General features: G+C 60.6%; 26 protein-coding genes. 11 read left to right on the top strand and 15 right to left on the bottom strand.

The window, feature by feature from the left end; all coding sequences use genetic code 11:
- Positions 1–162: 162 nt before the first annotated feature.
- Entirely contained in the window at positions 163–1,551 is a 1,389-nt protein-coding gene (locus PCPL58_RS04560) for a DUF3482 domain-containing protein (protein WP_003372506.1), read from the bottom strand.
- Positions 1,544–2,923 carry a DUF2868 domain-containing protein gene (locus PCPL58_RS04555; protein WP_065348904.1) on the bottom strand — a complete coding sequence of 460 codons (1,380 nt, stop codon included), beginning with the start codon at positions 2,921–2,923 and terminating at the stop codon, positions 1,544–1,546. The genes PCPL58_RS04560 and PCPL58_RS04555 overlap by 8 nt, the downstream gene beginning before the upstream one ends.
- 109 nt (positions 2,924–3,032) lie before the next feature.
- Here PCPL58_RS04555 and PCPL58_RS04550 point away from each other — a divergent pair, with 109 nt between their 5' ends.
- Both PCPL58_RS04550 and PCPL58_RS04545 read left to right on the top strand, forming a co-directional pair.
- Positions 3,033–3,545 (top strand): dihydrofolate reductase, encoded by a 513-nt coding sequence (locus tag PCPL58_RS04550; RefSeq protein ID WP_065348903.1) that lies wholly within the window; start codon positions 3,033–3,035, stop codon positions 3,543–3,545.
- 190 nt (positions 3,546–3,735) lie between these two features.
- On the top strand, positions 3,736–4,794 hold the full coding sequence (locus PCPL58_RS04545) for an HAD family hydrolase (protein WP_065348902.1): 1,059 nt from the start codon (positions 3,736–3,738) through the stop codon (positions 4,792–4,794).
- 41 nt (positions 4,795–4,835) lie between these two features.
- Here PCPL58_RS04545 and trmB read toward each other — a convergent pair whose 3' ends face one another.
- From trmB to PCPL58_RS04525, 4 genes are all read right to left on the bottom strand, one after another.
- Positions 4,836–5,483, bottom strand: a complete 648-nt coding sequence (gene trmB / locus PCPL58_RS04540; protein ID WP_216818618.1) for a tRNA (guanosine(46)-N7)-methyltransferase TrmB — start codon at positions 5,481–5,483, stop codon at positions 4,836–4,838.
- A gap of 97 nt (positions 5,484–5,580) precedes the next feature.
- Positions 5,581–6,375, bottom strand: coding sequence for a thiazole synthase (locus PCPL58_RS04535; RefSeq protein ID WP_003304387.1), 795 nt, complete (start codon positions 6,373–6,375; stop codon positions 5,581–5,583).
- A gap of 51 nt (positions 6,376–6,426) precedes the next feature.
- Entirely contained in the window at positions 6,427–6,627 is a 201-nt protein-coding gene (gene thiS / locus PCPL58_RS04530; RefSeq protein WP_003372514.1) for a sulfur carrier protein ThiS, read from the bottom strand.
- A gap of 114 nt (positions 6,628–6,741) precedes the next feature.
- Positions 6,742–7,122, bottom strand: coding sequence for a DUF423 domain-containing protein (locus PCPL58_RS04525; RefSeq protein WP_003372515.1), 381 nt, complete (start codon positions 7,120–7,122; stop codon positions 6,742–6,744).
- Positions 7,123–7,202: 80 nt separating this feature from the next.
- Between PCPL58_RS04525 and mtgA the strand changes: the two genes are divergently transcribed.
- Complete coding sequence (gene mtgA / locus PCPL58_RS04520; RefSeq protein WP_024661885.1) at positions 7,203–7,913, top strand: monofunctional biosynthetic peptidoglycan transglycosylase; 711 nt, start codon at positions 7,203–7,205, stop codon at positions 7,911–7,913.
- A gap of 135 nt (positions 7,914–8,048) precedes the next feature.
- Here mtgA and rpoH read toward each other — a convergent pair whose 3' ends face one another.
- The 4 genes from rpoH to ftsY form a co-directional block, all read right to left on the bottom strand.
- Positions 8,049–8,903, bottom strand: a complete 855-nt coding sequence (gene rpoH, locus PCPL58_RS04515; RefSeq protein ID WP_065348901.1) for an RNA polymerase sigma factor RpoH — start codon at positions 8,901–8,903, stop codon at positions 8,049–8,051.
- A 118-nt stretch (positions 8,904–9,021) separates the two neighbouring features.
- On the bottom strand, positions 9,022–10,056 hold the full coding sequence (gene ftsX, locus PCPL58_RS04510; RefSeq protein ID WP_003372518.1) for a permease-like cell division protein FtsX: 1,035 nt from the start codon (positions 10,054–10,056) through the stop codon (positions 9,022–9,024).
- On the bottom strand, positions 10,053–10,724 hold the full coding sequence (gene ftsE / locus PCPL58_RS04505) for a cell division ATP-binding protein FtsE (RefSeq protein WP_002555631.1): 672 nt from the start codon (positions 10,722–10,724) through the stop codon (positions 10,053–10,055). The genes ftsX and ftsE overlap by 4 nt, the downstream gene beginning before the upstream one ends.
- Complete coding sequence (ftsY, locus tag PCPL58_RS04500) at positions 10,721–12,226, bottom strand: signal recognition particle-docking protein FtsY (protein ID WP_058396367.1); 1,506 nt, start codon at positions 12,224–12,226, stop codon at positions 10,721–10,723. The genes ftsE and ftsY overlap by 4 nt, the downstream gene beginning before the upstream one ends.
- A 256-nt stretch (positions 12,227–12,482) precedes the next feature.
- On the opposite strand from ftsY, the gene PCPL58_RS04495 reads away from it, so the two are divergent.
- From PCPL58_RS04495 to PCPL58_RS04480, 4 genes are all read left to right on the top strand, one after another.
- Positions 12,483–13,835, top strand: a complete 1,353-nt coding sequence (locus PCPL58_RS04495) for a M16 family metallopeptidase (protein ID WP_003372526.1) — start codon at positions 12,483–12,485, stop codon at positions 13,833–13,835.
- Positions 13,832–15,322, top strand: coding sequence for a M16 family metallopeptidase (locus PCPL58_RS04490; RefSeq protein ID WP_065348900.1), 1,491 nt, complete (start codon positions 13,832–13,834; stop codon positions 15,320–15,322). Before PCPL58_RS04495 ends, PCPL58_RS04490 begins: the two co-directional genes overlap by 4 nt.
- Positions 15,322–15,912: a 16S rRNA (guanine(966)-N(2))-methyltransferase RsmD gene (rsmD, locus tag PCPL58_RS04485; protein WP_065348899.1), complete on the top strand. Its 591-nt coding sequence runs from the start codon at positions 15,322–15,324 to the stop codon at positions 15,910–15,912. Before PCPL58_RS04490 ends, rsmD begins: the two co-directional genes overlap by 1 nt.
- A gap of 296 nt (positions 15,913–16,208) precedes the next feature.
- Positions 16,209–17,243, top strand: coding sequence for a hydrolase (locus PCPL58_RS04480; protein WP_083188525.1), 1,035 nt, complete (start codon positions 16,209–16,211; stop codon positions 17,241–17,243).
- A 7-nt stretch (positions 17,244–17,250) separates the two neighbouring features.
- On the opposite strand, the gene PCPL58_RS04475 is transcribed toward PCPL58_RS04480, so the two are convergent.
- Both PCPL58_RS04475 and PCPL58_RS04470 read right to left on the bottom strand, forming a co-directional pair.
- Positions 17,251–18,108, bottom strand: a complete 858-nt coding sequence (locus tag PCPL58_RS04475) for a sulfurtransferase (protein ID WP_065348898.1) — start codon at positions 18,106–18,108, stop codon at positions 17,251–17,253.
- Positions 18,109–18,162: 54 nt separating this feature from the next.
- Positions 18,163–18,825: a TetR/AcrR family transcriptional regulator gene (locus PCPL58_RS04470; protein ID WP_003432509.1), complete on the bottom strand. Its 663-nt coding sequence runs from the start codon at positions 18,823–18,825 to the stop codon at positions 18,163–18,165.
- A 367-nt stretch (positions 18,826–19,192) separates the two neighbouring features.
- Here PCPL58_RS04470 and coaD point away from each other — a divergent pair, with 367 nt between their 5' ends.
- Both coaD and PCPL58_RS04460 read left to right on the top strand, forming a co-directional pair.
- Positions 19,193–19,672: a pantetheine-phosphate adenylyltransferase gene (gene coaD / locus PCPL58_RS04465; protein ID WP_003348749.1), complete on the top strand. Its 480-nt coding sequence runs from the start codon at positions 19,193–19,195 to the stop codon at positions 19,670–19,672.
- 98 nt (positions 19,673–19,770) lie between these two features.
- A complete protein-coding gene (locus PCPL58_RS04460; RefSeq protein WP_065348897.1) occupies positions 19,771–20,022 on the top strand; it encodes a YfhL family 4Fe-4S dicluster ferredoxin in 252 nt (83 codons plus the stop codon).
- A gap of 8 nt (positions 20,023–20,030) precedes the next feature.
- Here PCPL58_RS04460 and PCPL58_RS04455 read toward each other — a convergent pair whose 3' ends face one another.
- The 3 genes from PCPL58_RS04455 to PCPL58_RS04445 all read right to left on the bottom strand — a co-directional run bounded on the left by PCPL58_RS04455 (position 20,031) and on the right by PCPL58_RS04445 (position 22,137).
- Entirely contained in the window at positions 20,031–20,369 is a 339-nt protein-coding gene (locus PCPL58_RS04455) for a hypothetical protein (protein ID WP_003372544.1), read from the bottom strand.
- A 97-nt stretch (positions 20,370–20,466) separates the two neighbouring features.
- On the bottom strand, positions 20,467–21,279 hold the full coding sequence (gene mutM / locus PCPL58_RS04450; RefSeq protein WP_003372546.1) for a bifunctional DNA-formamidopyrimidine glycosylase/DNA-(apurinic or apyrimidinic site) lyase: 813 nt from the start codon (positions 21,277–21,279) through the stop codon (positions 20,467–20,469).
- A 45-nt stretch (positions 21,280–21,324) separates the two neighbouring features.
- Positions 21,325–22,137, bottom strand: coding sequence for an HDOD domain-containing protein (locus PCPL58_RS04445; RefSeq protein WP_170846043.1), 813 nt, complete (start codon positions 22,135–22,137; stop codon positions 21,325–21,327).
- Positions 22,138–22,375: 238 nt separating this feature from the next.
- On the opposite strand from PCPL58_RS04445, the gene PCPL58_RS04440 reads away from it, so the two are divergent.
- Both PCPL58_RS04440 and PCPL58_RS04435 read left to right on the top strand, forming a co-directional pair.
- The gene (locus tag PCPL58_RS04440) at positions 22,376–22,915 is read left to right on the top strand and encodes a type 1 glutamine amidotransferase domain-containing protein (protein ID WP_065348896.1); all 540 of its coding nucleotides are present in this window, start codon (positions 22,376–22,378) and stop codon (positions 22,913–22,915) included.
- A gap of 85 nt (positions 22,916–23,000) precedes the next feature.
- Positions 23,001–24,197 (top strand): class I SAM-dependent rRNA methyltransferase, encoded by a 1,197-nt coding sequence (locus tag PCPL58_RS04435; RefSeq protein ID WP_003372549.1) that lies wholly within the window; start codon positions 23,001–23,003, stop codon positions 24,195–24,197.
- Positions 24,198–24,251 lie beyond the last annotated feature (54 nt).

Here is a 24,251-nt window from a genome sequence, read left to right as displayed (position 1 = left end):
CGGGGGTTCTGGAGGATGCGTCAAGGCGCAGATTTGTGACGCGGAGCGTCACCCACTGCATTCCCACGCTGGAGCGTGAGGAACGATATCTCAACTATCGTGCTCAGCTTCATCCTCAACTATCGTGCGACGCTCCGCGTCCGGTCTTCAGCGCTGGAACAGTCAATCCTGCAAAACCACATCCGCCAGTTGATCAATCGCTTCCTGCCGCTCCGCCTGATTCGGTTTGGCGTGCGGGTTGAGTGTGGACCATTGCGGGTGGGCGCGGGCGCGGTTCAGGGGCTCGGGGATTTTGCCTTTGCGCCAGGTCTTGTCCTGCGGTGTGGTCAGTTCGATGCTGTGCAGAGCAGCGTGGCCCCTGACACCCAGCGCCAACAGCAAGTGGCGCTGACGCAGGGCGAGCAGGCGCAGTACCGCATCATCGACGGTCAGCTCTCTGCGCCCCTTGAACTTGCCGAGCAACCGGCCTCCGTAGCTGCGCGCCGTGGATAACGCACCACCAGCAATCGCGCCGACCAAAGCCGCCGCGCCAAGCGTTACGCCGCCGACCATCAGGTCGACCCCTGCCCCGGCCGCAGCGCCAGCCGCCACCCCGCCGCCAACGCGCACGCCCATCAACTTCAGGGTTTCCGGGTTGAACAGATCATCGCCCCAACGACCGTCCATCAACGGCAAATCGCTGCTGGACACATCATCCTTGCGAAACGCATACAGCTTGAGCAGCGCCTCGACACATTGCTGTTCGCGCTGGCGAACCGCTTTGCGCAACGCTTCCACAGCCTGCTGCTCCTGCTCGGCAGTGGTCTCGACGCTACGCCGGCATGCAGCACAATCAATCAGCAGTTCGGCGATCAGGCGAGCAGCGCTGTGACGTTTGGCCGTGCGCTGTTTTTCCTGATCCTCAATCAAACGCTCGAGCCGCGGCCGCGCGCTTTCCAGCAGAAGCGCCAGGCTTTCATAGAGACGTCGACCGCCGTCTTCCGGCGGTGCGACGCTGTCGAAGCGCACCAATGCATGCAGCCCCAGGCGTGAAAGCGCTTCGCGCCACTCCGGCTCGCGGTGTTGCTGTGCACTGACGAAATTCAGCACCGGCAGCAGTGGCTTGCCACAACTGGCCAGCACCGCCAGCTCATCACGGTACTTGGCGAGTACCGGTTCGCGTGCATCGATCACATACAGCCCAGCGTCCGAGCCGAGCAACTGGCGCATGACTTTGGCCTCCTGCTCAAAACGCTGGCGCGCCTCGCTGCCCTCCAGAAAGCGCGCCAGTCGCGCCGGTCCGTCCAGACGCTCGCCGGGACGGTCCAGGCGCTCCAGATAATCGAGCAGTGCGATAGCGTCTTCCAGGCCAGGCGTATCGTACAGCTCGACCAAGGCCTCGCCGTCCACAGAAAGGCGCGCGCCTTCGACATGACGAGTCGTGCTGGGGCGATGGGACACTTCGCCAAAGCTGACATCACCGGTCAGGGTACGCAGCAGCGAGGTCTTGCCGACGTTGGTATGACCGACCACCGCCAGCTTGATCGCACGAGTGCTGTCTGCTTCAGTCATGGCCTGTCTCCAGCCAGTTCAAGGGCGCACTGTCGGCGTGTGGCAACTGCAGCTGATCCAGCGCGACGTGCCAGTCGCCAAGGCGCTCGGGATCAAGCCTCTGCCTGGCAGGCGCGGGCAGCAGCCAGATGCGCGCTGCACCGGCGCAGCGTGCCAGTTCGGCGATCAACGCCAGACTGCCACGGTCCGGCGAGCGGCGCGGGTCGCAGGCGATCACTATGCGCGCAGGCGGATACTGGGTCAGTTGCTCCAGCAGCTTGTGGCGCGACTCACGGCTGTCGAGAACACCTGCATCAGCAACACCCGACGGCAGCGCTGGCGGCCAGACCTGCTGATCATCCAGCTCGATGGCCACCAGCAACGCGCCGTCGCTTTCGCTCGCCCCTGCGCCGGACTGCACCTGATGCAGTGCGGCAGGCTCGGCATCGTTGACACCCAGGCGCTCGCTGCTGGGCATCAGGCGCTCACGCAATTCAAGGTATTCGGGCAAATCCAGATCAAGGCGCAGCGCTGCCCTGCCCTGCTTCCAGCGCCACAGGCAGAACCCGGCCAGCAAAAGACGCGGCACGATGCCGTACACCAGCAGCACACCGACCAGCCATGCCGCCCAGGCCTGACGCGCATTCTCGATACTCAACGCGCCATTGCCGCTGGAGCGAATCATGGTTTCGTCCGGCACACTGAACCCCAGCCACGCCGGGATCGTACTGAGCGTCTGGGTAAGGCTGACGAACGTGTCGCTGCTCAGAATGGTGGTTTCCCAGACAAACCCGTAGCGTCGGGTCGCCATCAGCATCAACAGCAACACCAGCGCAGTGAGTAACGCCAGCAGCCACAGGCTGTGAACCACCAGCCCCAGCGCCCAGCGGTTCAAGCGCTGGCGTTGCAGCAGCAAAACCAGCGCGGGGGCAAGCTGCGCGGCCTGGGCGTCACGGGCGAGTTTTTCGCTCAGCCACAGCCACACTCGGCCCAGCCCGGTGTTACTGCGCCCGGCGAAGATCAGGCCCAGCGCCCAGGTCAGCAACAGCACAAGGTTCAGCCCCAGCAGGCTGCCCAGCGCCCAGAACACATTGACCGCTGCCTGCCCGTCGCCCATTGCAGCGAACGCCAGGCCCGCGCCACTGATCACCGAGAGCACCGCCAGCGCAATCAACGCCAGCCGTGCGCCCTGCTTCCAGTGGTGCAGTGCGCCAAGCATGCCGTCGCGCTGCGCCAGGCCGAGGGCGCGGTGGGTAATGCGCGCAGTCAGGTCGCCGCCGGCAGCGCGGGCACGGCGATTGGCTTCCTGATCATCCAGCACGCCCGCCTGCTGTTCACGCAGGCGCACGGCTTCGGTCAGCCAGAGGGTATCGAGGGGGGTCAGTGCAGTCACACAGTGTCTCTTGATTGAATTCAGCGGTGAGCATAACCGCAGTCATGGGACTGAGCACGGCGCATGTCAGTTCATTCGCCTGCCCTGCGACCTCTGATATCCTCGCGGCATGAAAACTCATCTCCCCCTCAGCCTGATTGCCGCCCTTGGTGAAAACCGAGTGATTGGCGTCGACAATTCCATGCCCTGGCATTTGCCGGGGGATTTCAAATACTTCAAGGCAACGACGCTCGGCAAGCCGATCATCATGGGTCGCAAGACCTGGGATTCGTTGGGTCGCCCGCTGCCTGGCCGCCTCAACCTGGTGGTCAGCCGCCAGACTGATCTGCAGCTTGAAGGCGCGGAAGTCTTCGCTTCGCTGGACGCCGCCGTCGTGCGCGCCGAGCAGTGGGCGCAGGAACAGGGTGTCGAGGAGGTGATGCTGATCGGCGGCGCTCAGCTTTATGCCCAGGGCCTTCCCGAGGCGGATCGCCTGTACCTGACTCGCGTGGCACTGAGCCCTGATGGCGACGCGTGGTTTCCTGAATTCGATACGGCGCAGTGGGAGCTGGTATCCAACATCGAAAACGCCGCCGTCGATGACAAGCCTGCCTACAACTTCGAAGTGTGGGAACGCGTCTGATCAGCAATTTTCGGCACAATGGCGGCCACTGACGAAAAACTGCAATAAAAGTGTCGTTTTTGGTTTCACTGTCGCAAATAAAGGGGCAAACGGCGTCATTTGGCCTTTTTCGGGTCGCTGACGTACTTTTGCCTTCACAATAATTTGTTACGGTCTGCCCCTTCGTTTTTTCGACAAGGGGAAATCGCCTATGAAACTCGTGCCAAAACTGTTGGCTGCTGCCGTCTGCTTCGGGCTTGCCAGCCAGGCTATCGCGGCCACCGAATTGAAGCATTGGCCCGAGCCTGCCGCCAAGGCGCTCGACGCGATGATTGCGGCGAATGCCAACAAGGGCAATTACGCCGTCTTCGACATGGACAACACCAGCTACCGCTTCGACCTCGAAGAGTCGCTGCTGCCGTACATGGAAAACAAAGGCCTGATCACCCGCGAAAAACTCGACCCCTCGCTCAAGCTGATCCCCTTCAAAGACACCGCCGAGCACAAGGAAAGCCTGTTCAGCTACTACTATCGTCTTTGCGAAATAGACGACATGGTCTGCTACCCGTGGGTCGCGCAGGTGTTTTCCGGCTTTACGCTTCAGGAGCTCAAAGGCTATGTCGATGAGCTGATGGCCCTGAAAAAACCGATCCCTGCGACCTACTACGAAGGCGATACCGTCAAGCAGCTCAATGTCGAGCCGCCGCGGGTATTCACCGGGCAGACCGAGCTGTACAACAAGCTGATGGAAAACGGCATCGAGGTGTATGTGATGACCGCCGCGTCCGAAGAGCTGGTGCGTATGGTCGCTGCCGACCCGAAGTACGGCTACAACGTCAAACCGCAGAGTGTGATCGGCGTGAGCACGCTGCTCAAGGACCGCAAAACAGGCGAGCTAACCACGGCACGCAAGCAGATCACAGCGGGTAAATACGATCCGAAAAGCAACATGGGTCTGGAGCTGACGCCATACCTGTGGACACCGGCAACCTGGATGGCGGGCAAGCAGGCGGCCATTCTGACCTACATCGACCAGTGGAAAAAACCGGTCCTGGTCGGCGGCGATACCCCGACAAGCGACGGCTACATGCTGTTTCACAGCGTCGACGTGAGCAAGGGCGGCGTGCACTTGTGGATCAACCGCAAGGACAAGTACATGACCCAGCTGAACGGCATGATCAAGGACAATGCCGAAGCTCAGGCCAAGGAGAAGCTGCCGGTCACGGCGGACAAGAACTGGGTGATCGTCAAGCCGGACGAGATTCAGTAAGCGACACGACATTGCGGGTTGTCAGCAACCCGCAAAGCCGGTCAGTCGACTTTCTCGAACTTCAGATCCCAGACGCCATGTCCGAGCTTCTCGCCACGGCGCTCGAACTTGGTGATCGGCCGTTCCGCAGGGCGCGGAACGTACTGGTTGTCTTCGGCCTGGTTGCGATAACCGGGCGCCACGCTCATCACTTCCAGCATGTATTCCGCGTACGGGCCCCAATCAGTGGCCATGTGGAACACGCCGCCTGCCTTCAGCTTGCTGCGCACCAGTGCGGCGAATTCAGGCTGCACGATACGGCGCTTGTGGTGACGACTCTTGTGCCACGGGTCCGGGAAGAACAGCATCAGTCGATCCAGGCTGTTGTCCGCAACGCAGCGGTTCAGCACTTCAATGGCGTCGCAATCGTAGACGCGCACATTGGTCAGCCCCTGGGTGAGTACGCCGTTGAGCAATGCGCCTACGCCTGGAGAGTGCACCTCGACACCGATGAAGTCGTGCTCGGGAGCCGCAGCGGCCATTTCCAGCAGCGAATGGCCCATGCCGAAGCCGATTTCCAGCGTACGCGGCGCAGAGCGACCGAATACCTGATCGAAATCAACAGGCGTGTCGGTCAGCGACAGGCCATAGAGCGGGAGGCCTTGATCGAGGCCGCGCTGCTGACCTTCGGTCATGCGGCCGGCACGCATCACAAAACTCTTGATGCGGCGGTGCGGGCGCTCTTCGCCTTCTTCGACAGCAGGCGACTCTGGGTGCGGAACGTGCGAATCAGTCATCAACGGGCTCTTACTTGATCAGGCCATCCAGCGGCGAAGACGCGCTGGCATAGAGTTTTCGTGGCATGCGCCCGGCCAGGTAGGCCAGACGACCGGCAATTACGGCGTGCTTCATGGCTTCGGCCATCATCACCGGCTGCTGGGCATGGGCGATGGCCGAGTTCATCAATACGGCTTCACAGCCCAGTTCCATCGCGATGGTGGCATCGGAGGCAGTACCGACACCGGCATCGACCAGCACCGGCACTTTGGTTTCTTCAAGAATGATCTGCAGGTTGTACGGGTTGCAGATACCCAGACCGCTGCCGATCAGGCCGGCCAGCGGCATGATCGCGATACAGCCGATTTCGGCCAGCTGACGGGCGATGATCGGGTCATCACTGGTGTAGACCATCACGTCGAAACCGTCCTTGACCAGGATCTCGGCGGCCTTGAGGGTTTCGATCACATTCGGGAACAGGGTTTTCTGGTCGGCCAGCACTTCGAGCTTGACCAGATTGCGGCCGTCGAGCAGTTCGCGGGACAGGCGGCAGGTGCGCACGGCCTCGGTCGCATCGAAGCAGCCAGCGGTGTTCGGCAATATGGTGTAGCGATCAGGCGGCAGCACGTCCAGCAGGTTCGGCTCGCCGGGGTTCTGGCCCAGGTTGGTACGGCGCACGGCAACGGTGACGATCTCGGCGCCCGAGGCTTCGATGGCCAGACGGGTCTGTTCCATATCGATGTACTTGCCGGTGCCTACCAGCAGGCGCGACTCGAAAGTCCGACCGGCCAGGACGAAGGGCTTGTCGCTGCGAACATTGCTCATCGGAAATCCTCATAACGTGCAGATTGGGTTGGGCGCAGTGCGGATTGCGAACTAGCCACCGCCAATGGCATGAACCACTTCGACCTGATCGCCTTCACTCAGGACGGTCGCCGCATGTTGACTGCGCGGCACGATATCCAGGTTCAGTTCCACCGCGACCCGGCGCCCTGCAAGGTCCAGACGGGTCAGCAATGCCGCGACGGTTTCGCCATCGGGCAATTCAAAGGGTTCGCCGTTCAACTGAATGTGCATGCGAGAGCAGCCATCATTTTAGGGGGCCAGCATTCTAGCCCGATCAGCCGGTATGACCAAGGCAAAGCCACGCCATTCGTCTCAAGCGCGGTCTGCTTTCCGGGGAGCAGGCGCTCAAGGAGGTGAGCCCAGCCTCCAGGCCGCCAGACCGAGCATCGACCAGCCGAACAGAAATGCCAGCCCACCGAACGGCGTGATGATGCCCAGCTTACTGAAACCGGTCAGGGTCAGCGCGTAGAGGCTGCCGGAAAACAGCAGGATACCGACCGCGAAGGAGAATCCGGCCCAGGTGATCAGGCGCCCGGGGATGTGCGTTGCCAGGATCGCCACGCCGAGCAGGGCCAGCGCGTGAATCAGCTGATAAAGCACACCGGTGTGGAACACCGCCAGATACTCGGCACTCAGGCGTTCCTTGAGACCGTGGGCAGCAAATGCGCCCAGGGCGACACCGGTGAAGCCGAAGAAAGCGGCCAGCATCAAAAAGCTACGAAGCATCAGGAACTCCAGTGAAAAATCGTCGAAAGGCGCACGGTCTGTATAATGGCCCGCTCAACGGGTTCGGCCAAGCCATCTCTATGCTGCAGTCTATTCTTCGTCGTATCGTCAAAGCCCTGCTGTGGTTCGCCGCAGGCAGTGTTCTCGTGGTTCTGGTTTTGCGCTGGGTGCCGCCACCGGGCAGTGCGCTGATGGTCGAGCGTAAAGTCGAATCCTGGGTCGATGGCGAGCCTATCGACCTGCAACGCGACTGGGAACCGTGGGACAAAATCTCCGACGACCTGAAAATTGCGGTCATTGCCGGCGAAGACCAGAAGTTTGCCGAGCATTGGGGTTTCGACGTCGACGCCATTCAAGCGGCCATCCTGCACAACGAGCGCGGCGGCTCGATACGCGGTGCCAGCACGCTCAGCCAGCAGGTGTCGAAAAACCTGTTCCTGTGGTCCGGCCGCAGCTACCTGCGCAAGGGGCTGGAAGCCTGGTTCACCATGCTGATCGAACTGCTCTGGTCCAAGGAGCGCATCCTCGAGGTGTACCTCAACAGTGTCGAGTGGGACGAAGGTGTATTCGGCGCCCAGGCTGCGGCGCAACATCACTTCCGCACCAACGCCAGCGCGCTTTCCGCCCAGCAGGCCAGCTACCTCGCCGCCGTCCTGCCCAACCCGCGCCAGTGGAGCGCCAGCCACCCGAGCAGCTACGTCTCGCGTCGCGCCGGCTGGATTCGTCAGCAAATGCGTCAATTGGGTGGGGATGAGTATTTGCAGGGGTTGAACAGCAGTCGTCGCTGGTGATGGGCTGGCGCTAGTTCGGAGAAGAGGACGCAGAGCGTCCAGAACGGCATGCCGATGCAGAGCGTCGCACGATAGCTGATACACAAACAAAAAACGCCCCGATTGTCTCGGGGCGTTTTTCGTTGCTAGGTAACCTTACGCAGCAATCGACGTCTTGAGCTTGTTCATCGCGCTTTTTTCCAGCTGGCGAATACGCTCTGCAGAAACGTTGTACTTCTGCGCCAAGTAGTGCAGCGTGGCTTTTTCTTCTGCCAGCCAGCGCTGGTAGAGGATGTCGCGGCTGCGTTCGTCCAGCACGTCCAGCGCCTGATGCAGATTGGCGGTGGAGTTGTCGGTCCAGTCGGAGTCTTCCAGTTGACGCGCCGGGTCGTAGCGGTGGTCTTCCAGATAATTGGCTGGCGACTGGAACGCGCTGTCGTCATCCGCCTCGGCTGCCGGGTCGAAGGCCATGTCATGGCCCGTCAGACGGCTTTCCATCTCACGCACTTCACGCGGCTCGACGCCCAGGCTTTCAGCGACGCGATGCACTTCATCGTTGTTCAGCCAGGCCAGACGCTTCTTCTGGCTGCGCAGGTTGAAGAACAGCTTGCGCTGCGCCTTGGTCGTGGCGACCTTGACGATGCGCCAGTTACGCAGGATGAACTCGTGAATTTCAGCCTTGATCCAGTGCACGGCAAAAGAGACCAGACGCACGCCCATTTCCGGATTGAAACGCTTCACGGCCTTCATCAGACCGACGTTACCTTCCTGGATCAGGTCGGCCTGAGCCAGACCGTAACCCGAATAACTGCGCGCGATGTGCACGACGAATCGCAGGTGGGCGAGGACCATTTGACGGGCCGCGTCCAGATCCTGCTCATAGTAGAGACTCTCAGCCAGTTCACGCTCCTGCTCGGGCGTCAGCAAAGGAATGCTGTTGACCGTGTGCACGTAGGCCTCGAGGTTCGCACCCGGGACTAGAGCATAAGCAGGTTGCAAAGAAGTGGTCATACGAAAAAACCTCCAGCGCACAGGTTATGTGCAGTTCAGCATTAGCCAGATTGACCCGGAACCGCTAACCAAGTTCCTTGATTTTCAGAGGCCAGTCTGGTGAAACAATAATGTGGCTCTACCGGGGCGCCAGTTCACGAAGATGTCGGGCCACCGCAATCCAGGCACCGATATACCCTAACAGAACCGCTCCAAGCAAGAGGGAAAGACCATCACCCATCGGCACACCGGCCAGCGCAAAGTCACTTCCATAGAGACCTGCCAGTCCGACAACCGCGCCGTTCAGCCAGTTCAGGCCATAAGCCAGAACGCCCCAGGACAGGATGCCCGCCCCGAAGCCGTACAGCGCGCCCATATAAAGGAAAGGCCTGCGCACGTAGCTGTCGGTACCGCCCACCAGCTTGATCACTTCGATTTCGATGCGGCGGTTTTCAATGTGTAGACGAATTGTGTTACCAATTACTAACAGCAAAGCCGAGACCAGCAGAACCGTCAAGCCGAAAACGAAACGGTCACCCAGTTTGAGGATCGCGGCCAGCCTTTCTACCCAGACCAGGTCCAGTTGCGCCTGTTCTACTTTAGGTAGTCCGGCGAGTCGCGTACGCAAGGCTTCCAGCGCAGGTTTGTCCACTTCGTCCGGCGTCACCAGCACCACGCCCGGAAGCGGGTTCTCCGGCAATTCCTTGAGCGCCTCGCCCAACCCGGACTGCTGCTTGAACTCCCCCAATGCCTGTTCGCTGCTGATGTACTCGGCATCTGCCACACCGGGCATCGCCTTGATTTCATCGCGCAGGCGCGTGCCGTCGGCAGTACTGGCATCCAGATTCAGATAAATCGAAATCTGCGCCGCGCGCTGCCATGAGCCACCCAGACGCTCGACATTGCTCAGCAGCAACGACAAGCCCATCGGCAGGCTCAAGGCAATCGCCATCACCAGACACGTAAAAAAGCTGCCAATCGGCTGTTTGCCCAGGCGTCGCAGGCTGTCCAGTAGACTGGAACGATGGCTTTCCAGCCAGGCGGACATCAGCGCACTGAAATCAGGGCCATCGTCATCGTGGTCGTGGCGCTGCTTTTTCTGTTTCGGCGGTAGCGGATCGGCCGCTTTTGGCGCGACGCGCTCTGAAACCTTGGGGCTGCGTGTGGCACTCATACTCCGGCCTCCCCGTCACCGATCAGACGACCGCGCTGCAGGGTCAGCATGCGATGACGCATGCGGGCGATCAATGCCAGGTCGTGACTGGCAATCAGCACGCTGGTCCCCAGTCGGTTGATATCTTCAAACACACCCATGATCTCCGCCGCCAGCCGTGGGTCGAGGTTACCGGTCGGTTCATCGGCGAGCAGCAGGGCCGGACGGTGAACAATGGCGCGGGCAATGCCGACACGCTGTTGCTGACCGGTAGAGAGATCACCCGGGTACAACTCGGCCTTGTCGGACAACGCTACCCGTTCAAGCGCCGAATCGACCCGCTTGGCGATCTCGGGCTTGGACAGGCCGAGGATCTGCAAGGGCAACGCAATGTTGTTGAACACCGTGCGATCGAACAGCAACTGGTGATTCTGGAATACCACGCCGATCTGACGACGCAGAAACGGGATTTGTGCGTTGCTGATTTGCCCAAGATCCTGACCGGCCAGCATCAGTTTGCCGGTGGTCGGACGCTCCATGGCCAGCAACAGGCGCAGCAGCGTGCTTTTGCCGGCACCGGAATGACCGGTGACGAACAAAAACTCGCCGCGACGTACTCGAAAGCTCAGTTCATGCAACCCGACATGTCCATTCGGGTAGCGCTTACCGACCTGCTCGAATCGAATCATGGACGCTCCCGCTCCGCAAACAGTGCCTGAACAAAGGGTTCGGCCTCGAAGGTACGCAGATCATCGATACCTTCACCAACGCCGATATAGCGAATCGGCAAGCCGAACTGCTTGGCCAAAGCGAAAATCACGCCGCCCTTGGCGGTGCCGTCCAGCTTGGTCAGCGCCAGCCCGGTCAGCGTGACGGTCTGGTTGAATTGCTTGGCCTGATTGATAGCGTTCTGCCCGGTGCCCGCATCGAGGACCAGCAGGACTTCGTGAGGGGCATCTGCGTCCAGCTTGCCGATCACGCGGCGAACCTTCTTCAACTCCTCCATCAGATTGTCCTTGGTGTGCAGACGTCCGGCGGTGTCGGCGATCAGCACGTCGATGCCACGAGCCTTGGCAGCCTGCACGGCATCGAAGATGACAGAAGCCGAGTCGGCACCGGTGTGCTGAGCGATGACCGGTATGTGATTACGCTCACCCCAGACCTGCAATTGCTCGACGGCTGCAGCGCGGAACGTGTCGCCCGCCGCCAGCATGACCTTCTTGCCTTCCAATTGCAGCTTCTTGGCCAGCTTGCCGATGGTGGTGGTCTTGCCCGCGCCATTGACGCCGACCACCAGAATCACGAACGGCTTGTGTTCGGCCTTGATCACCAGCGGTTGCTCGACAGGCTTGAGCATCGCAGCCAGTTCGCCCTGCAACGAGGTGTACAACGCTTGGGCGTCGGTCAACTGCTTGCGCGCGACCTTCTGAGTCAGGCTCTTGATGATGACCGAGGTGGCCTCAACGCCGACATCGGCGGTCAGCAGGCGGGTTTCGATTTCTTCCAGCAGATCATCATCGATGGCCTTCTTGCCCAGAAACAGGCTGGCCATGCCTTCGCCGATGCTGGCACTGGTCTTCGACAGGCCCTGCTTGAGACGCGCAAAGAAGCCGACCTTGCCGGTTTCTGGCTCAGGTGTCGGTGCGGGCGCCGGCACTGCAACCGCTTGCGCAGCAGGCTGAACAGGTTGCGGCATTGCCTGCGCGACCACTGGCTCAGGCTCTGCAACAGGTTGAACCAGGACCGGCTCAGGCATCGCGAGCGGCACGATATCCGCCACCGGCTCCGCTATGACGGGTTCAGGCTCCCGCGGTTCGGGCGCAACAGGGGCATGGTTCTGTTCAGGGATGGCCGGCGTGACATGCGGCTCTCGCTCGTCACTCAATGCCACCGGCTCTTCAGTCACCGGCAAGGTCAGCCAGGGCTGGGGCGACGGAGCACCGGGCTCGACATGACGTTGCGAGGCAGGCTCAGCCGCTTCGACGGTGACTTCAGACACCGATTGCGAGGCAACATGAGGCTCAACCTGCGGCGTCGCTGCAACCTGATCGGCGATCGGGTCGGGTTGCGTCGGGGATGATTCTGCTGGCTTCGACTCGGTTTGCTGCGGCTTCTTGCGCAGCCACCCGAACAGGCCTTTCTTCTCTCCAGCCTCGGCTGGGGTCTTCTTGTCGTCGTTGGAACCAAACATGGAGGACGGCTATCTCAAGGTTGCGGGGCGCCAGAGGGCGACCCGGAAAAATTCTGACATGCAAAACAGACTGCGTTTAGGACTTCTTGTTCACTCATCGGCCGCGTGTGCAGCTACCTTTACCTGCGTTTCAGACAGGTTTCACTCGCAATCGGCCAGTGAAGGCTGTCTCTGAAGCAAACGGATCAGTATCCTAACACCCCCGCGCCCGCCGACGCTAAGTTCAAGCGGGCCGTCCTACAGGTTCAAACTACGAATGAATGCTCTAGCCCGCCGCGCCGCAGGCCTGCTGCTCAGCACAATTTGTCTGCCTTTGACAGCATTGGCTGCTGATCCGCAACCGACTCACGAATTCACCCTCGACAATGGCCTGAAGGTTATTGTTCGCGAAGACCACCGCGCTCCTGTGGTGGTATCGCAGATCTGGTACAAGGTCGGCTCCAGCTACGAAACGCCGGGCCAGACCGGTCTGTCCCACGCACTTGAACACATGATGTTCAAAGGCAGCAGCAAAACCGGGCCGGGCGAGTCCTCGCTGATTCTCCGCGATCTGGGCGCTGAAGAGAATGCGTTCACCAGCGACGACTACACCGCCTATTACCAGGTCCTGGCGCGTGACCGCCTGAACGTCGCGCTGGAACTGGAAGCCGATCGCATGGCAACCCTGAAATTGCCTGCCGACGAATTCAGCCGCGAGATCGAGGTCATCAAGGAAGAGCGTCGCCTGCGTACTGACGACCAGCCAATGGGCAAGGCGTTCGAGCGCTTCAAGGCAATGGCCTACCCTGCCAGCGGCTATCACACGCCGACCATTGGCTGGATGGCGGACCTGGAGCGCATGAAGGTCGAAGAACTGCGCCACTGGTACGAATCCTGGTATGCGCCGAACAACGCCACGCTGGTGGTCGTCGGTGATGTGCAGCCGGACGAAGTCAAAGCCCTGGCAGAGCGCTTCTTCGGGTCGATCCCGCGCCGCGATGTACCGCCTTCGAAAAAACCACTGGAACTGGCCGAGCCAGGCGAGCGCAAGATCACCCTGCACGTCAAAACCCAGTTGCCGAGTCTGATCTACGGTTTCAACGTACCGAGTGTCGCAACCGCTGAAGATCCCCGCTCGGCGAACGCCCTGCGTCTGATCGCAGCGCTGCTCGACGGTGGCTACAGCGCACGCATTTCCTCGCGCCTGGAACGTGGCGAAGAGTTGGTCTCCGGTGCCTCGTCGCGTTACGACGCGTTCGCTCGCGGCGACAGCCTGTTCATGATCAGCGCCACACCCAACCTGCAAAAGAAGAAAACCCTGGCCGATGTGGAAGCCGGGATCTGGCGCCTGCTCGATGAGCTGAAAACCAAGGCACCGTCCGCCGAGGAGCTGGAGCGTGTCCGGGCTCAGGTCATTGCCGGTGTGGTCTACGAGCGCGACTCGATCACCAGCCAGGCGACCATGATCGGAGAGCTGGAAACCGTCGGCCTGTCCTGGAAGCTGATGGACAATGAACTGGAGGCGCTGCAAAGCGTAACCCCGCAAGACATCCAGAAAGCTGCCAACACCTATTTCACCCGTGAGCGCCTCAGCGTTGCGCACGTTCTGCCTGAGGAGAAAGCCAAATGATCACGCGCAATGCTCCACGTCATGCGCTGCTTGGCCTGATCCTGGCCGGTTCGCTCGGCGCCTTTGTCGCACCGCCAGCCCTGGCCGACGACGCGCCTGCCGAGCAGGGCCAGGCCGCTCCCGCGCTGGGCAGCAACCTGCAGACCCTCAAGGAACTGGACGGCAAGGCTCCGGCCCGTCGCCCCCTGAACATCCAGACCTGGAATACCGCCGAGGGCGCCCGGGTGCTGTTCGTGGAATCCCGCGAATTGCCCATGTTCGACATGCGCCTGACGTTCGCCGCCGGTAGCAGCCAGGACCAGAAATCCCCCGGTATTGCCCTGCTGACCAACGCCATGCTCAACGAGGGCATCAAAGGCAAGGACGTCAACGCGATCGCCCAGGGCTTCGAAGGCCTGGGCGCCGACTTCAGCAACGGGTCCTACCGTGACATGGCGGTGGTCTCGTTGCGCAGCCTGAGTGCTGCGGACAAGCGCGATCCGGCCCTGAAGCTGTTCAGTGAGGTCGTGGGCAAGCCCACCTTCCCTGCCGATTCTCTGGCCCGAATCAAGAACCAGTTGATCGCCAGCTTCGAGACTCAGAAGCAGAACCCTGGCGCTATCGCCAGCAAGGAACTGTTCAATCGTCTGTACGGTGATCACCCCTACGCTCACCCGAGCGAAGGCGACGCCAAGAGCGTCAACGCCATCACTCTGGCTCAGCTCAAGGCGTTCCACGCCAAAGGCTATGCAGCGGGCAATGCAGTGATTGCTCTGGTCGGAGACCTGTCGCGAGACGACGCGCAGGCCATCGCGGCACAGGTATCTGCCTCGTTGCCCAAAGGCCCGGCGCTGGCCAAGGTCGCTGACCCGGTCGAGCCCAAGGCAGGCACCACGCACATCGAATTTGTCTCCAACCAGACGCACCTGATGCTCGCGCAGTTGGGCATCGACCGTAACGATCCGGACTACGCGGCACTGACCGTGGGTAACTCGGTATTGGGCGGTGGCGGCTTCGGCAGCCGACTGATGACCGAAGTGCGGGAAAAACGCGGCCTGACCTACGGCGTGTCTTCCGGCTTCACTGCCATGCAGGTGGCGGGGCCATTCATGATCGGCCTGCAGACGCGTGCGGAAATGAGCGAAAACACCCTCAAGCTGGTGCAGGACATCGTTCGCGACTTCCTCGCCAACGGTCCGACCCAGAAAGAAGTCGACGATGTGAAGCGCGAACTGACCGGCAGCTTCCCGCTGACTGCAGCCAGCAATTCGGCCATCGTGGGCCAGTTGGGTGCCATCGGTTTCTACAACCTGCCGTTGACCTACCTCGAGGACTACATGGCCGCCGCGCAGAACGTGACCTTCGAACAGGTGAAAGCGGCAATGAGCAAACACCTCAGCGCTGACAAGATGGTCATCGTCACGGTGGGTCCGACCGTCGAGCAAAAACCCTTGCCGGCGCCGACCGACAAACCCGTCCGCCAACCTGCAGGGGTCCCGGAACACTGATGGCCAATCCACGTCCGAAGGGCCACAACGGCCTGGGTCAGCTTCGTATCATCGGCGGAGAATGGGGCAGCCGCCGCCTGACCTTCCCCGACGCCCCCGGCCTGCGCCCGACACCTGATCGCGTGCGCGAAACCCTGTTCAACTGGCTGGCACCCTACATCGCCGGTGCCCGGGTGCTGGACGTTTTCACGGGCAGCGGCGCGCTGTATTTCGAAGCCTTGTCGCGTGGCGCCAGCATGGGCCTGGCCCTGGACAGCAACGCGGCAGCCATCGCCAGCCTGCGCCAGAACCTCGATGCGCTGAACTGCAGCAGCGGTCAGGTCTCCCAGACCGACGCCCTGCGCCACCTGGAAACCGCCACCGCCTCGCCCTTTGACGTGGTGTTCCTCGACCCGCCCTTCCATCAGGGCCTGCTGGCTTCAGCCTGCAACCTGCTGGAAAGCCACGGCTGGCTGGCCGACACCGCCTGGATTTACACGGAAAGCGAAACACCGCCATCGACCACCGGCTTGCCGGGCAGCTGGCGATTGCACCGCGAGAAAAAGGCTGGTCAGGTGTATTACGCGTTGTGGCAGCGGAGCCAGGGCTGACAGCTCACGAACCAATGCTCCGCGTTTGGCATGCAGCTCTGAACGTTCCGCGTCCTGTTGACGACGCAGAGCGTCGTGAAAGGCATTCCCACGCTGGAGCGTGCGGAACGATAACCTCGACTATCGTGCGACGCTCCGCGTCGCATGCCGTTCTGGACGCTGTGCGTACTCTTTTGCGATGCAGAGCGTCACGAAACGCATTCCTATACGCAACGACACCGTCAAGCCACTTACATCCCGGACCACTTAGTGGCAACGTACAGCTTCAGCCCCTGAACTGATCGTTGAGCAAGCACGTGTCCACACGCCCTACCTTTCTGTCCCATGCCAATCCATTCGTCCCGGCCGTCGGCATGGGCAATCCGCATTTGCAGACGCTTTGGGGACCGCTGCTGCGCAAGCCGACGCTGCTGGCGCGTACGCGAGAGCGGTTGTGGTTGCAGGACGGGGACTTTCTGGACATGGACTGGCATGGCCCGGATGAGTCCGGTAAACCCTTGGTGCTGGTACTGCACGGCCTGACCGGGTCGTCCAACTCGCCCTATGTTGCCGGCCTGCAAAAGGCCATGGCAGCGCAGGGCTGGCCGAGTGTGGCGTTGAACTGGCGCGGTTGCTCGGGAGAACCCAACTTGCTGTCGCGCAGTTATCACTCAGGCGCGAGCGAGGACCTGGCCGAAGTGATCGCTCATTTGCGCTCGCTGCGGCCATTGGCTCCGATTTATGCGGTGGGGTATTCGCTGGGCGGCAATGTGTTGCTCAAGTACCTCGGCGAATCCGGCGCCAATAGTGATTTACGGGGCGCCGTGGCGGTGTCCGTGCCGTTCCGTCTGGACGAATGCGCCAACCGTATCGGCCAAGGCTTCTCGCGGGTTTATCAGCGGCACTTCATGCGCGAAATGCTGGCTTATATCCGTTACAAGCAGCATCGGTTCCAGCATGAAGGCATCAGCGAGGGCCTGGCCGAACTCGCCGCGCTGGGCTCACTGGAGAACATGCGCACCTTCTGGGACTTCGATGGCCGGGTGACTGCGCCGTTGCATGGGTTTACCGATGCCACGGATTATTACCGCAGAGCGTCCAGCCGCTACTACCTGGGCCAGATTCAGACGCCGACGCTGATCATCCAGTCCAGCGACGACCCATTCGTATTCCCTCACAGCCTGCCCGAACCCAGCGAGCTGTCGTCCTGCACCGAATTCGAACTGCACACCAAAGGCGGGCATGTCGGCTTCGTCGAAGGCTCGCTTCGTAATCCGCGTTACTACCTCGAACGCCGCATCCCGCTGTGGCTATGCGCCGCCCAGGCGCGCGACGGCTCGCCCACGAGTTGATAACGAATCAATCGGCGCCCGTGGCGATTTCCCGTTCAGGATCGGTGATCCATTCACTCCACGATCCCGCATACAGCGTTGCCAGCGGATAGCCGGCCAGACAAAGGGCAAACAGGTTGTGGCAAGCGGTGACACCTGAACCGCAATAGGAGACCAGACTCTCCGGCGGGCGGCCCTGCAGCTTTTCAGCGAAACGCTGCCTGAGCTGTTCGGGCGGCAAAAAGCGTCCATCGGGACCGAGGTTGTCAGTACAGGCTGCACACTGCGCACCGGGAATATGCCCGGCAACCGGATCCATAGGTTCTACGTCGCCTCGAAAGCGGGCTTCGGCACGGGCATCGATCAGGGTCATTTCCGGGCGTCCCAGACGACCCTGCAAGCGACTGCCGCTGAGCACCATGGACATGTTCGGCTCGCCGCTGAAATGACCGGGCTCACGATTCGGCGCATCCAGGCTCAACGGCAGCCCCGCAGCGTGCCAGGCCTTCAGCCCGCCATCGAGCAGGTAGACGCCTTCGCGCTTGCCCATCCAGGCCAGCAACCACCAGGCCCGCGCGGCATACATTCCCGGACCATCGTCATACAGCACAACATCGCTGTCGGCGTTGATGCCCCAAGCCTGAAAGCATTGCAGCAAAGCGGCGGGATCGGGCAGTGGATGACGTCCGGTCTTGCCTTTGATAGCAGACCCGCTGAGGTCGCGCTTCAGATCGGCAAAAGACGCGCCCTCGATACGCCCCTGGGCGTAACTGCGTTGGCCGTAGTCGGAATCTTCAAGCGCGTAGCGGCAATCGAGAATCACCAGGCCTGGAGTTTTCTGGCGTTCAGCCAGTTGCTCAGGGTTGATCAGTTGCGCGATGGACATGACACACTCCTGTGGCAGAGAACCGACAAGCTGGCTGCTCGTCGGTCCCGGAATTCACATCAGAACCTCGGGCAGTGACGCGTGAAACGTCTTGCACAGGGCATCGAACGCTTCGCGAGCCTGAGGCGCGACAAAAACAGATTCGAGCATAAGTACCTGATAGACGCCACGTCGAATAGCCGATTGGTTGATCTGCGTGGAGTTTTCCCGATTGGTGCACAGAAAACGCACCCACGACGTCAGGACGATCCAGGTGTTAAGACTGGTCCACTCGATCTGCGACTCATCCATCTTCAGGATGCCCGCCTTGATGAATCCCCGGTAGATGGTCATCGCCTGCATCAGACAGCGGTACGAAAAACGCCGATAACGCCGCGCCAGCTCCTCATCCGAGGTCAGCAGGTGCTCAAGATCACGGTGCAGAAAACGGTAGCGCCACATGGCGTCGATAATCGCCAGGAAGTAATCGCGCTTGTCCTCGATGGTCGGCGCACGGTCGGCTGGCAGGGTCAGGAAACTGCCGATCAGCATCTCGTACTCGGAGAACAGTTCGGCGATGATCGCCTGCTTGTTGGGAAAGTGGTAATAGAGATTGCCGGGCGAGATTTCCATGTGCGCAGCGATGTGATTGGTGGTCACACAACGCTCGCCCTGCTGATTGAACAGTTCCAGACTGGTTTGCACGATTCGTTCACGGGTTTTGGTACGCGGTGCCATGCTGGGCCAGGCCACTCTTTGCTGATCAGGTGATGGCAATCTTAGCGCAGGCTGATACTGCGATGGTGGCAGAATCGCAGCGATAAGGGTGTCACGTCGACGCAGGCACACCCGCCCGGGCCAAGACCGGACAGATCGAAAATCCGGATGACATCCCGCTCGTCAATCAGTGTCCGTCTTACAAAGTTTTTCATCGGCCGACCAGCCGCTGTGACTGCGCTAAATAGCCCCAAAATCAGGGATTTCAACATAAACATGGCCGATAATCGGCGCAATACGACGTTTGATACCTGCCGCGCAGCTTGGCCCATCGGGAAGGCTGCGATACCATCCGAGTCCCACAACGGACTCCGACCAGGACGACGCGATGAACCGAGTGTTGTACCCAGGCACCTTCGACCCGATTACCAAGGGCCATGGAGATTTGGTCGAGCGCGCCTCGCGCCTGTTCGACCAAGTGGTCATTGCGGTTGCCGCCAGCCCGAAGAAAAACCCGCTGTTCCCTCTGGAGCAACGCGTCGAGCTGGCCCGCGAAGTCACCAAGCACTTGCCCAATGTGGAGGTGGTCGGTTTTTCGACCCTGCTGGCGCATTTTGCCAAGGAGCAGAATGCCAACGTCTTTCTGCGCGGACTTCGTGCCGTATCGGACTTCGAATACGAGTTTCAGTTGGCCAATATGAATCGCCAGCTGGCACCGGACGTCGAAAGCCTGTTCCTGACGCCCTCGGAGCGCTACTCGTTCATATCCTCGACGTTAGTGCGTGAAATCGCCGCGTTGGGCGGTGATATCACCAAATTCGTTCATCCTGCAGTGGCCCAGGCGCTGACCGAGCGCTTCAAGCGCTAGACTCGCTGCATGTGAAGGTGCATCCCGAAGCCTAATGCGGCACAATTCGCCGCATTGGTTTTAATGTGCCCCGGCGTCGGCTGCGGCAGGAGCAATTCATGTCCCTTATCATCACTGACGATTGCATCAATTGCGACGTCTGCGAACCCGAGTGCCCAAACGAGGCGATTTCACAAGGCGAGGAGATCTACGTGATCAATCCGAACCTGTGCACCGAATGCGTCGGTCACTACGACGAGCCTCAATGTCAGCAGGTTTGCCCGGTCGACTGCATCCCTCTGGATGAGAATCACGTCGAGAGCAAAGAGCAGTTGATGGACAAGTACCGGCTCATCACCAGCAAGGCTTGATTACGCCTTCACTGCTGCTTGCCGTACCCGTCGCCCGTGCAACCCAGACAACGAACGAAGGCTGCCTTGCCCGGATCCACCACCAGCGCCTTGCCTGTTGCCCCAAGGTTGCCGCCTGCCGCCGCAAAAGGCGCAGCGATCACGAACAGTCCTGTACCGATAACGGTGGCCGCGATCAACAAGGGTCGGGCAATCAGCAAGTCACCGATCATGGCAAACGCAGGTGGGTTCTGAATGGTGTAGACCGGATCGCCGCTGCCTGTGGTGACATCGGCGGCCACCGCTGGCAGCGCCTGCAGGCCGATGAACAACGCCAGCGCGGCAGCGAGAATACGAAACGGGCTCATGGCTTGATCCTTCAGGCGTCGCAAATAATTAAGGTGCCATCACTATAAACAGGGCTGTGGGTTAAGCAAATGGCCCAGAGCCCCTATCATCTGTATTTCAGCGCTGACATTTCGGGCAATACACGCTGGCGCGCTGGCCGAGTTTGACTTCACGCAGCGTCGTACCGCACACCTTGCATGGCTGACCGCCACGACCATACGCAAACAATTCCTGCTGGAAATACCCAGGCTTGCCGTCACCGCCGATGAAGTCACGCAGGGTGGTGCCGCCACGTTCTATAGCGTAGGCCAGAATGCGTTTGATCTCGATGGCCAGCTTCAGGTAACGCGCGCGGGACACACTGCCCGCTTCGCGGCGCGGGTCGATGCCGGCGGCGAACAGCGCTTCGGTCGCATAGATATTGCCCACCCCGACCACAACGGCGTTGTCCATGACGAACGGCTTGACCGCGATCGACTTGCCACGCGAGCGCTCGTAAAGACGCTCGCCATCGAAAAGATCGGTCAGCGGCTCCGGCCCCAGGCGGATCAACAGTTCATGGTTGTGAGGGTCGAGACTCCAGAGCATCGCGCCAAAACGACGCGGGTCGGTGTAACGCAAGGCCAGCCCGGACTCCAGTTCGATGTCGACGTGCTCATGTTTGAGCGCCGGAAGCCCGGCTTCGACCAGACGCAGATTCCCGGACATACCCAGGTGACTGATCAGGGTGCCCACCTCGGCCTGGATCAGCAGGTACTTGGCGCGTCGATCCACCTGCACGATACGCTGGCCGGACAGGCGAACGTCCAGATCCTCGGGAATGGGCCAGCGCAAGCGGCTGTCGCGCACGATCACGCGGCTGACGCGCTGACCTTCAAGATGCGGCGCAATGCCACGACGGGTGGTTTCGACTTCAGGTAATTCAGGCATGGACAACTCGGTCGTGCAGAAAGGACAGGCCGGGGCGGCGCCGGATCAGCGCGCGCCCAGCTCGCGGATGCTTTCCCTCAGGTATTCAAAGTCATATTCGGACAGGCCCACGTAGTCCAGCACCAGCGCACCGATGCATTCCCACTCGTGATCCTCGTCCTGATTGCCCAGCACCCGATAGGACTGGCAGATATGCTCGGCCATTTTCAGCGGAGCCAGGAGGTTCTTGAGCGTGGCATTGCGACTGGTATCGTCCAGGAAAATCGCCAATGCGTTGTGATGATTGGCAATCGCGTCGGTAACGTGTGCAGGCAGACGCCAGGATTTGGCCGTGTAATAGCCGACGACCGAATGGTTGGTGTCGAAGGCGCTGTTTTCGGTATCGACGATGCGGCAATCGGGCCCCGCGTTGGCGTAGGCCTCTTCCAGCACCGGCATGTAGTTGGGAAAACGCTTGAGCATCAGCGGTATGCCGCAGTCGTGAAACAGGCCCAGAGCGTAGGATTCGTCCACCGTCTGCGAGCCAATGCGCTTGGCCAGGGTCAGACTGGTCATCGCGACATCCTGCGCCGTATCCCAGAAACGGTTGAGCGCGACGATGGTTTCATCGGTCATCTCGCCCCTGATCGACTGCGCGTTGATCAGGTTGATCACAGTCCGACTGCCCAGCAGGTTTACCGCCTTGTCGATCGAGGCAATCTTGTTGGACAGGCCGTAGTGTGGAGAGTTGACGATCTTCAACAGCGCCCCGGACAACCCGGGATCCTGAGCGATCAATCGCGCAATCGCCCCCAGGTCCGGATCGGGCATGTATTGCTCCATCTGCAGATCCACCATGATTTGCGGCTGCGGAGGCACACTGATGCCCTGCAACGCTTGCTGGATCTGTTCTGGGCTTAGCTCTTCGGACATAGGAATTCACTCACCTTGATGACTGGATTCTGACCCCTTGCGGAGAAACGGTCCATCACCCGAGACGAAGATATTCTCGGAACTTTGCCTTATACGAAGCTTCGGACGTTGTGTTAACGGCGTAAACGGCGGCTTCAAAAAGGCCTGCCAGACGCTACTCTTAAGCCCGACACTGGAGGATCCCATGTCTGAAGCACTGACTGGCAAACGCATAGCAATTCTTGTAACCGACGGTTTCGAACAGGTTGAATTGACCGGTCCGAAAGAAGCGCTGGAGCAAGCAGGTGCCACCGTGGAAATCCTTTCCGCTGAAGAGGGCAAGGTCAAAGGCTGGAATCACGACAAACCTGCCGATGACTTCAAGATCGACGGCACGTTCAAGGCTGCCAACGCCAGTGACTATCATGGCGTGGTGCTGCCGGGCGGTGTACAGAACTCCGACACCATCCGCATAGACAGCGACGCGCAAAAGATCGTCAAGGACATCGAGGCCGCGGGCAAGCCGGTAGCGGTGATCTGCCATGGCAGCTGGCTGTTGATCTCGGCCGGCCTGGTAAAAGGCAAAACCCTGACCAGCTTCAAGACGCTGAAAGATGACCTGGTCAACGCGGGCGCAAAATGGGTCGATCAGGAAGTCGTCACCGACGGCAAGCTGATCAGCAGCCGCCAGCCCGATGATATCCCCGCCTTCAACAGCAAACTGATCGAAGCGCTGTCTGCCTGACAGATTCCGTCAGTTAATTGCAGTCATCCCGGCCCAGCGCCGGGATGACGCGCTATAATCCCGCTCTTTTTTCAGGAGCGACGTCATGTCCCTGCCTAGCTTGCGCCTCAAAGCCAACGCCGACCGCCGCTTGCGCGCCGGTCATCTGTGGGTCTACAGCAACGAGATCGATGTAGCCGCCACTCCACTGCATGGTTTTGCAGCCGGTGATCAGGCCATCCTCGAAGCTGCGGGCGGCAAGCCGCTGGGCATCGTCGCCATGAGCCCCAACAACCTGATCTGCGCACGTCTGCTGTCCCGCGACATCAAGCTGCCGCTCGACAAGTCGCTGCTCGTCCATCGCCTCAACGTTGCGCTGTCGCTGCGTGAACGCCTGTTCGACAAGCCTTTCTACCGTTTGACCTACGGCGACTCCGACCTGCTGCCGGGTCTGGTAGTCGATCGTTTTGGTGACATTCTGGTCGTTCAACTGGCCTCGGCCACGATGGAAAACCACAAGGAAGACATCATTGCGGCGCTGGTTCAGGTCATCAAGCCAAGCGGCATTCTGTTCAAGAACGATTCGGCGGCTCGCGATGCGGAAGGCCTGAATCGTTACGTCGAAACCGTTTTCGGTCTGGTGCCGGAATGGGTTGCGCTGGAAGAGAACGGCGTGAAGTTCGAAGCACCGGTCATGGCCGGGCAAAAAACCGGCTGGTTCTATGACCACCGCATGAACCGGGCGCGCATCGCCCCTTATGTCAAAGGCAAGCGTGTGCTGGACCTGTACAGCTACATCGGCGGCTGGGGCATTCAGGCAGCGGCTTTCGGTGCCAGCGACGTCACCTGCGTCGACGCGTCGTCCTTCGCCCTCGATGGCGTGGAGCGCAACGCAGCCCTGAACGGTTTTGCCGAAAAGATGACCTGCATCGAAGGCGATGTTTTCGAAGCGCTCAAGGAACTGAAAGCCGCAGAAGAGCGTTTCGACGTAATCGTCGCCGACCCGCCTGCATTCATCAAACGCAAGAAAGACATGAAAAACGGCGAAGGCGCCTACCGTCGCCTGAACGAGCAAGCCATGCGCCTGCTCAGCAAGGACGGCATTCTGGTCAGCGCGTCGTGCTCGATGCACCTGCCGGAAGACGACCTGCAGAACATCCTCCTGACCAGCGCCCGCCATCTGGACCGCAACATCCAGCTGCTCGAGCGCGGCGGCCAGGGCCCGGACCATCCGGTACACCCGGCCATTGCCGAAACGCGCTACATCAAGAGCATCACCTGCAGGCTGCTGCCCAACAGCTGATACCAAAGCGCCTGAACCCCGTTAACTCTCATGCCAATGCTCTGCGTTGGCATG

This window comes from Pseudomonas cerasi (assembly GCF_900074915.1).
GTDB lineage: Bacteria > Pseudomonadota > Gammaproteobacteria > Pseudomonadales > Pseudomonadaceae > Aquipseudomonas > Aquipseudomonas cerasi.
Note: the sequence above shows the minus strand (reverse complement) of the source record. Positions and strands in the feature narration are given on the sequence as shown.

Coding starts and splice junctions, on each gene's coding strand:
- PCPL58_RS04560 (WP_003372506.1), bottom strand. CDS start 1,551: ATGACTGAAGCAGACAGCACTCGTGCGATCAAGCTGGCGGTGGTCGGT.
- PCPL58_RS04550 (WP_065348903.1), top strand. CDS start 3,033: ATGAAAACTCATCTCCCCCTCAGCCTGATTGCCGCCCTTGGTGAAAAC.
- PCPL58_RS04545 (WP_065348902.1), top strand. CDS start 3,736: ATGAAACTCGTGCCAAAACTGTTGGCTGCTGCCGTCTGCTTCGGGCTT.
- trmB (WP_216818618.1), bottom strand. CDS start 5,483: ATGCGTGCCGGCCGCATGACCGAAGGTCAGCAGCGCGGCCTCGATCAA.
- PCPL58_RS04535 (WP_003304387.1), bottom strand. CDS start 6,375: ATGAGCAATGTTCGCAGCGACAAGCCCTTCGTCCTGGCCGGTCGGACT.
- thiS (WP_003372514.1), bottom strand. CDS start 6,627: ATGCACATTCAGTTGAACGGCGAACCCTTTGAATTGCCCGATGGCGAA.
- PCPL58_RS04525 (WP_003372515.1), bottom strand. CDS start 7,122: ATGCTTCGTAGCTTTTTGATGCTGGCCGCTTTCTTCGGCTTCACCGGT.
- mtgA (WP_024661885.1), top strand. CDS start 7,203: ATGCTGCAGTCTATTCTTCGTCGTATCGTCAAAGCCCTGCTGTGGTTC.
- rpoH (WP_065348901.1), bottom strand. CDS start 8,903: ATGACCACTTCTTTGCAACCTGCTTATGCTCTAGTCCCGGGTGCGAAC.
- ftsX (WP_003372518.1), bottom strand. CDS start 10,056: ATGAGTGCCACACGCAGCCCCAAGGTTTCAGAGCGCGTCGCGCCAAAA.
- ftsE (WP_002555631.1), bottom strand. CDS start 10,724: ATGATTCGATTCGAGCAGGTCGGTAAGCGCTACCCGAATGGACATGTC.
- ftsY (WP_058396367.1), bottom strand. CDS start 12,226: ATGTTTGGTTCCAACGACGACAAGAAGACCCCAGCCGAGGCTGGAGAG.
- PCPL58_RS04495 (WP_003372526.1), top strand. CDS start 12,483: ATGAATGCTCTAGCCCGCCGCGCCGCAGGCCTGCTGCTCAGCACAATT.
- PCPL58_RS04490 (WP_065348900.1), top strand. CDS start 13,832: ATGATCACGCGCAATGCTCCACGTCATGCGCTGCTTGGCCTGATCCTG.
- rsmD (WP_065348899.1), top strand. CDS start 15,322: ATGGCCAATCCACGTCCGAAGGGCCACAACGGCCTGGGTCAGCTTCGT.
- PCPL58_RS04475 (WP_065348898.1), bottom strand. CDS start 18,108: ATGTCCATCGCGCAACTGATCAACCCTGAGCAACTGGCTGAACGCCAG.
- PCPL58_RS04470 (WP_003432509.1), bottom strand. CDS start 18,825: ATGGCACCGCGTACCAAAACCCGTGAACGAATCGTGCAAACCAGTCTG.
- coaD (WP_003348749.1), top strand. CDS start 19,193: ATGAACCGAGTGTTGTACCCAGGCACCTTCGACCCGATTACCAAGGGC.
- PCPL58_RS04460 (WP_065348897.1), top strand. CDS start 19,771: ATGTCCCTTATCATCACTGACGATTGCATCAATTGCGACGTCTGCGAA.
- PCPL58_RS04455 (WP_003372544.1), bottom strand. CDS start 20,369: ATGAGCCCGTTTCGTATTCTCGCTGCCGCGCTGGCGTTGTTCATCGGC.
- mutM (WP_003372546.1), bottom strand. CDS start 21,279: ATGCCTGAATTACCTGAAGTCGAAACCACCCGTCGTGGCATTGCGCCG.
- PCPL58_RS04440 (WP_065348896.1), top strand. CDS start 22,376: ATGTCTGAAGCACTGACTGGCAAACGCATAGCAATTCTTGTAACCGAC.
- PCPL58_RS04435 (WP_003372549.1), top strand. CDS start 23,001: ATGTCCCTGCCTAGCTTGCGCCTCAAAGCCAACGCCGACCGCCGCTTG.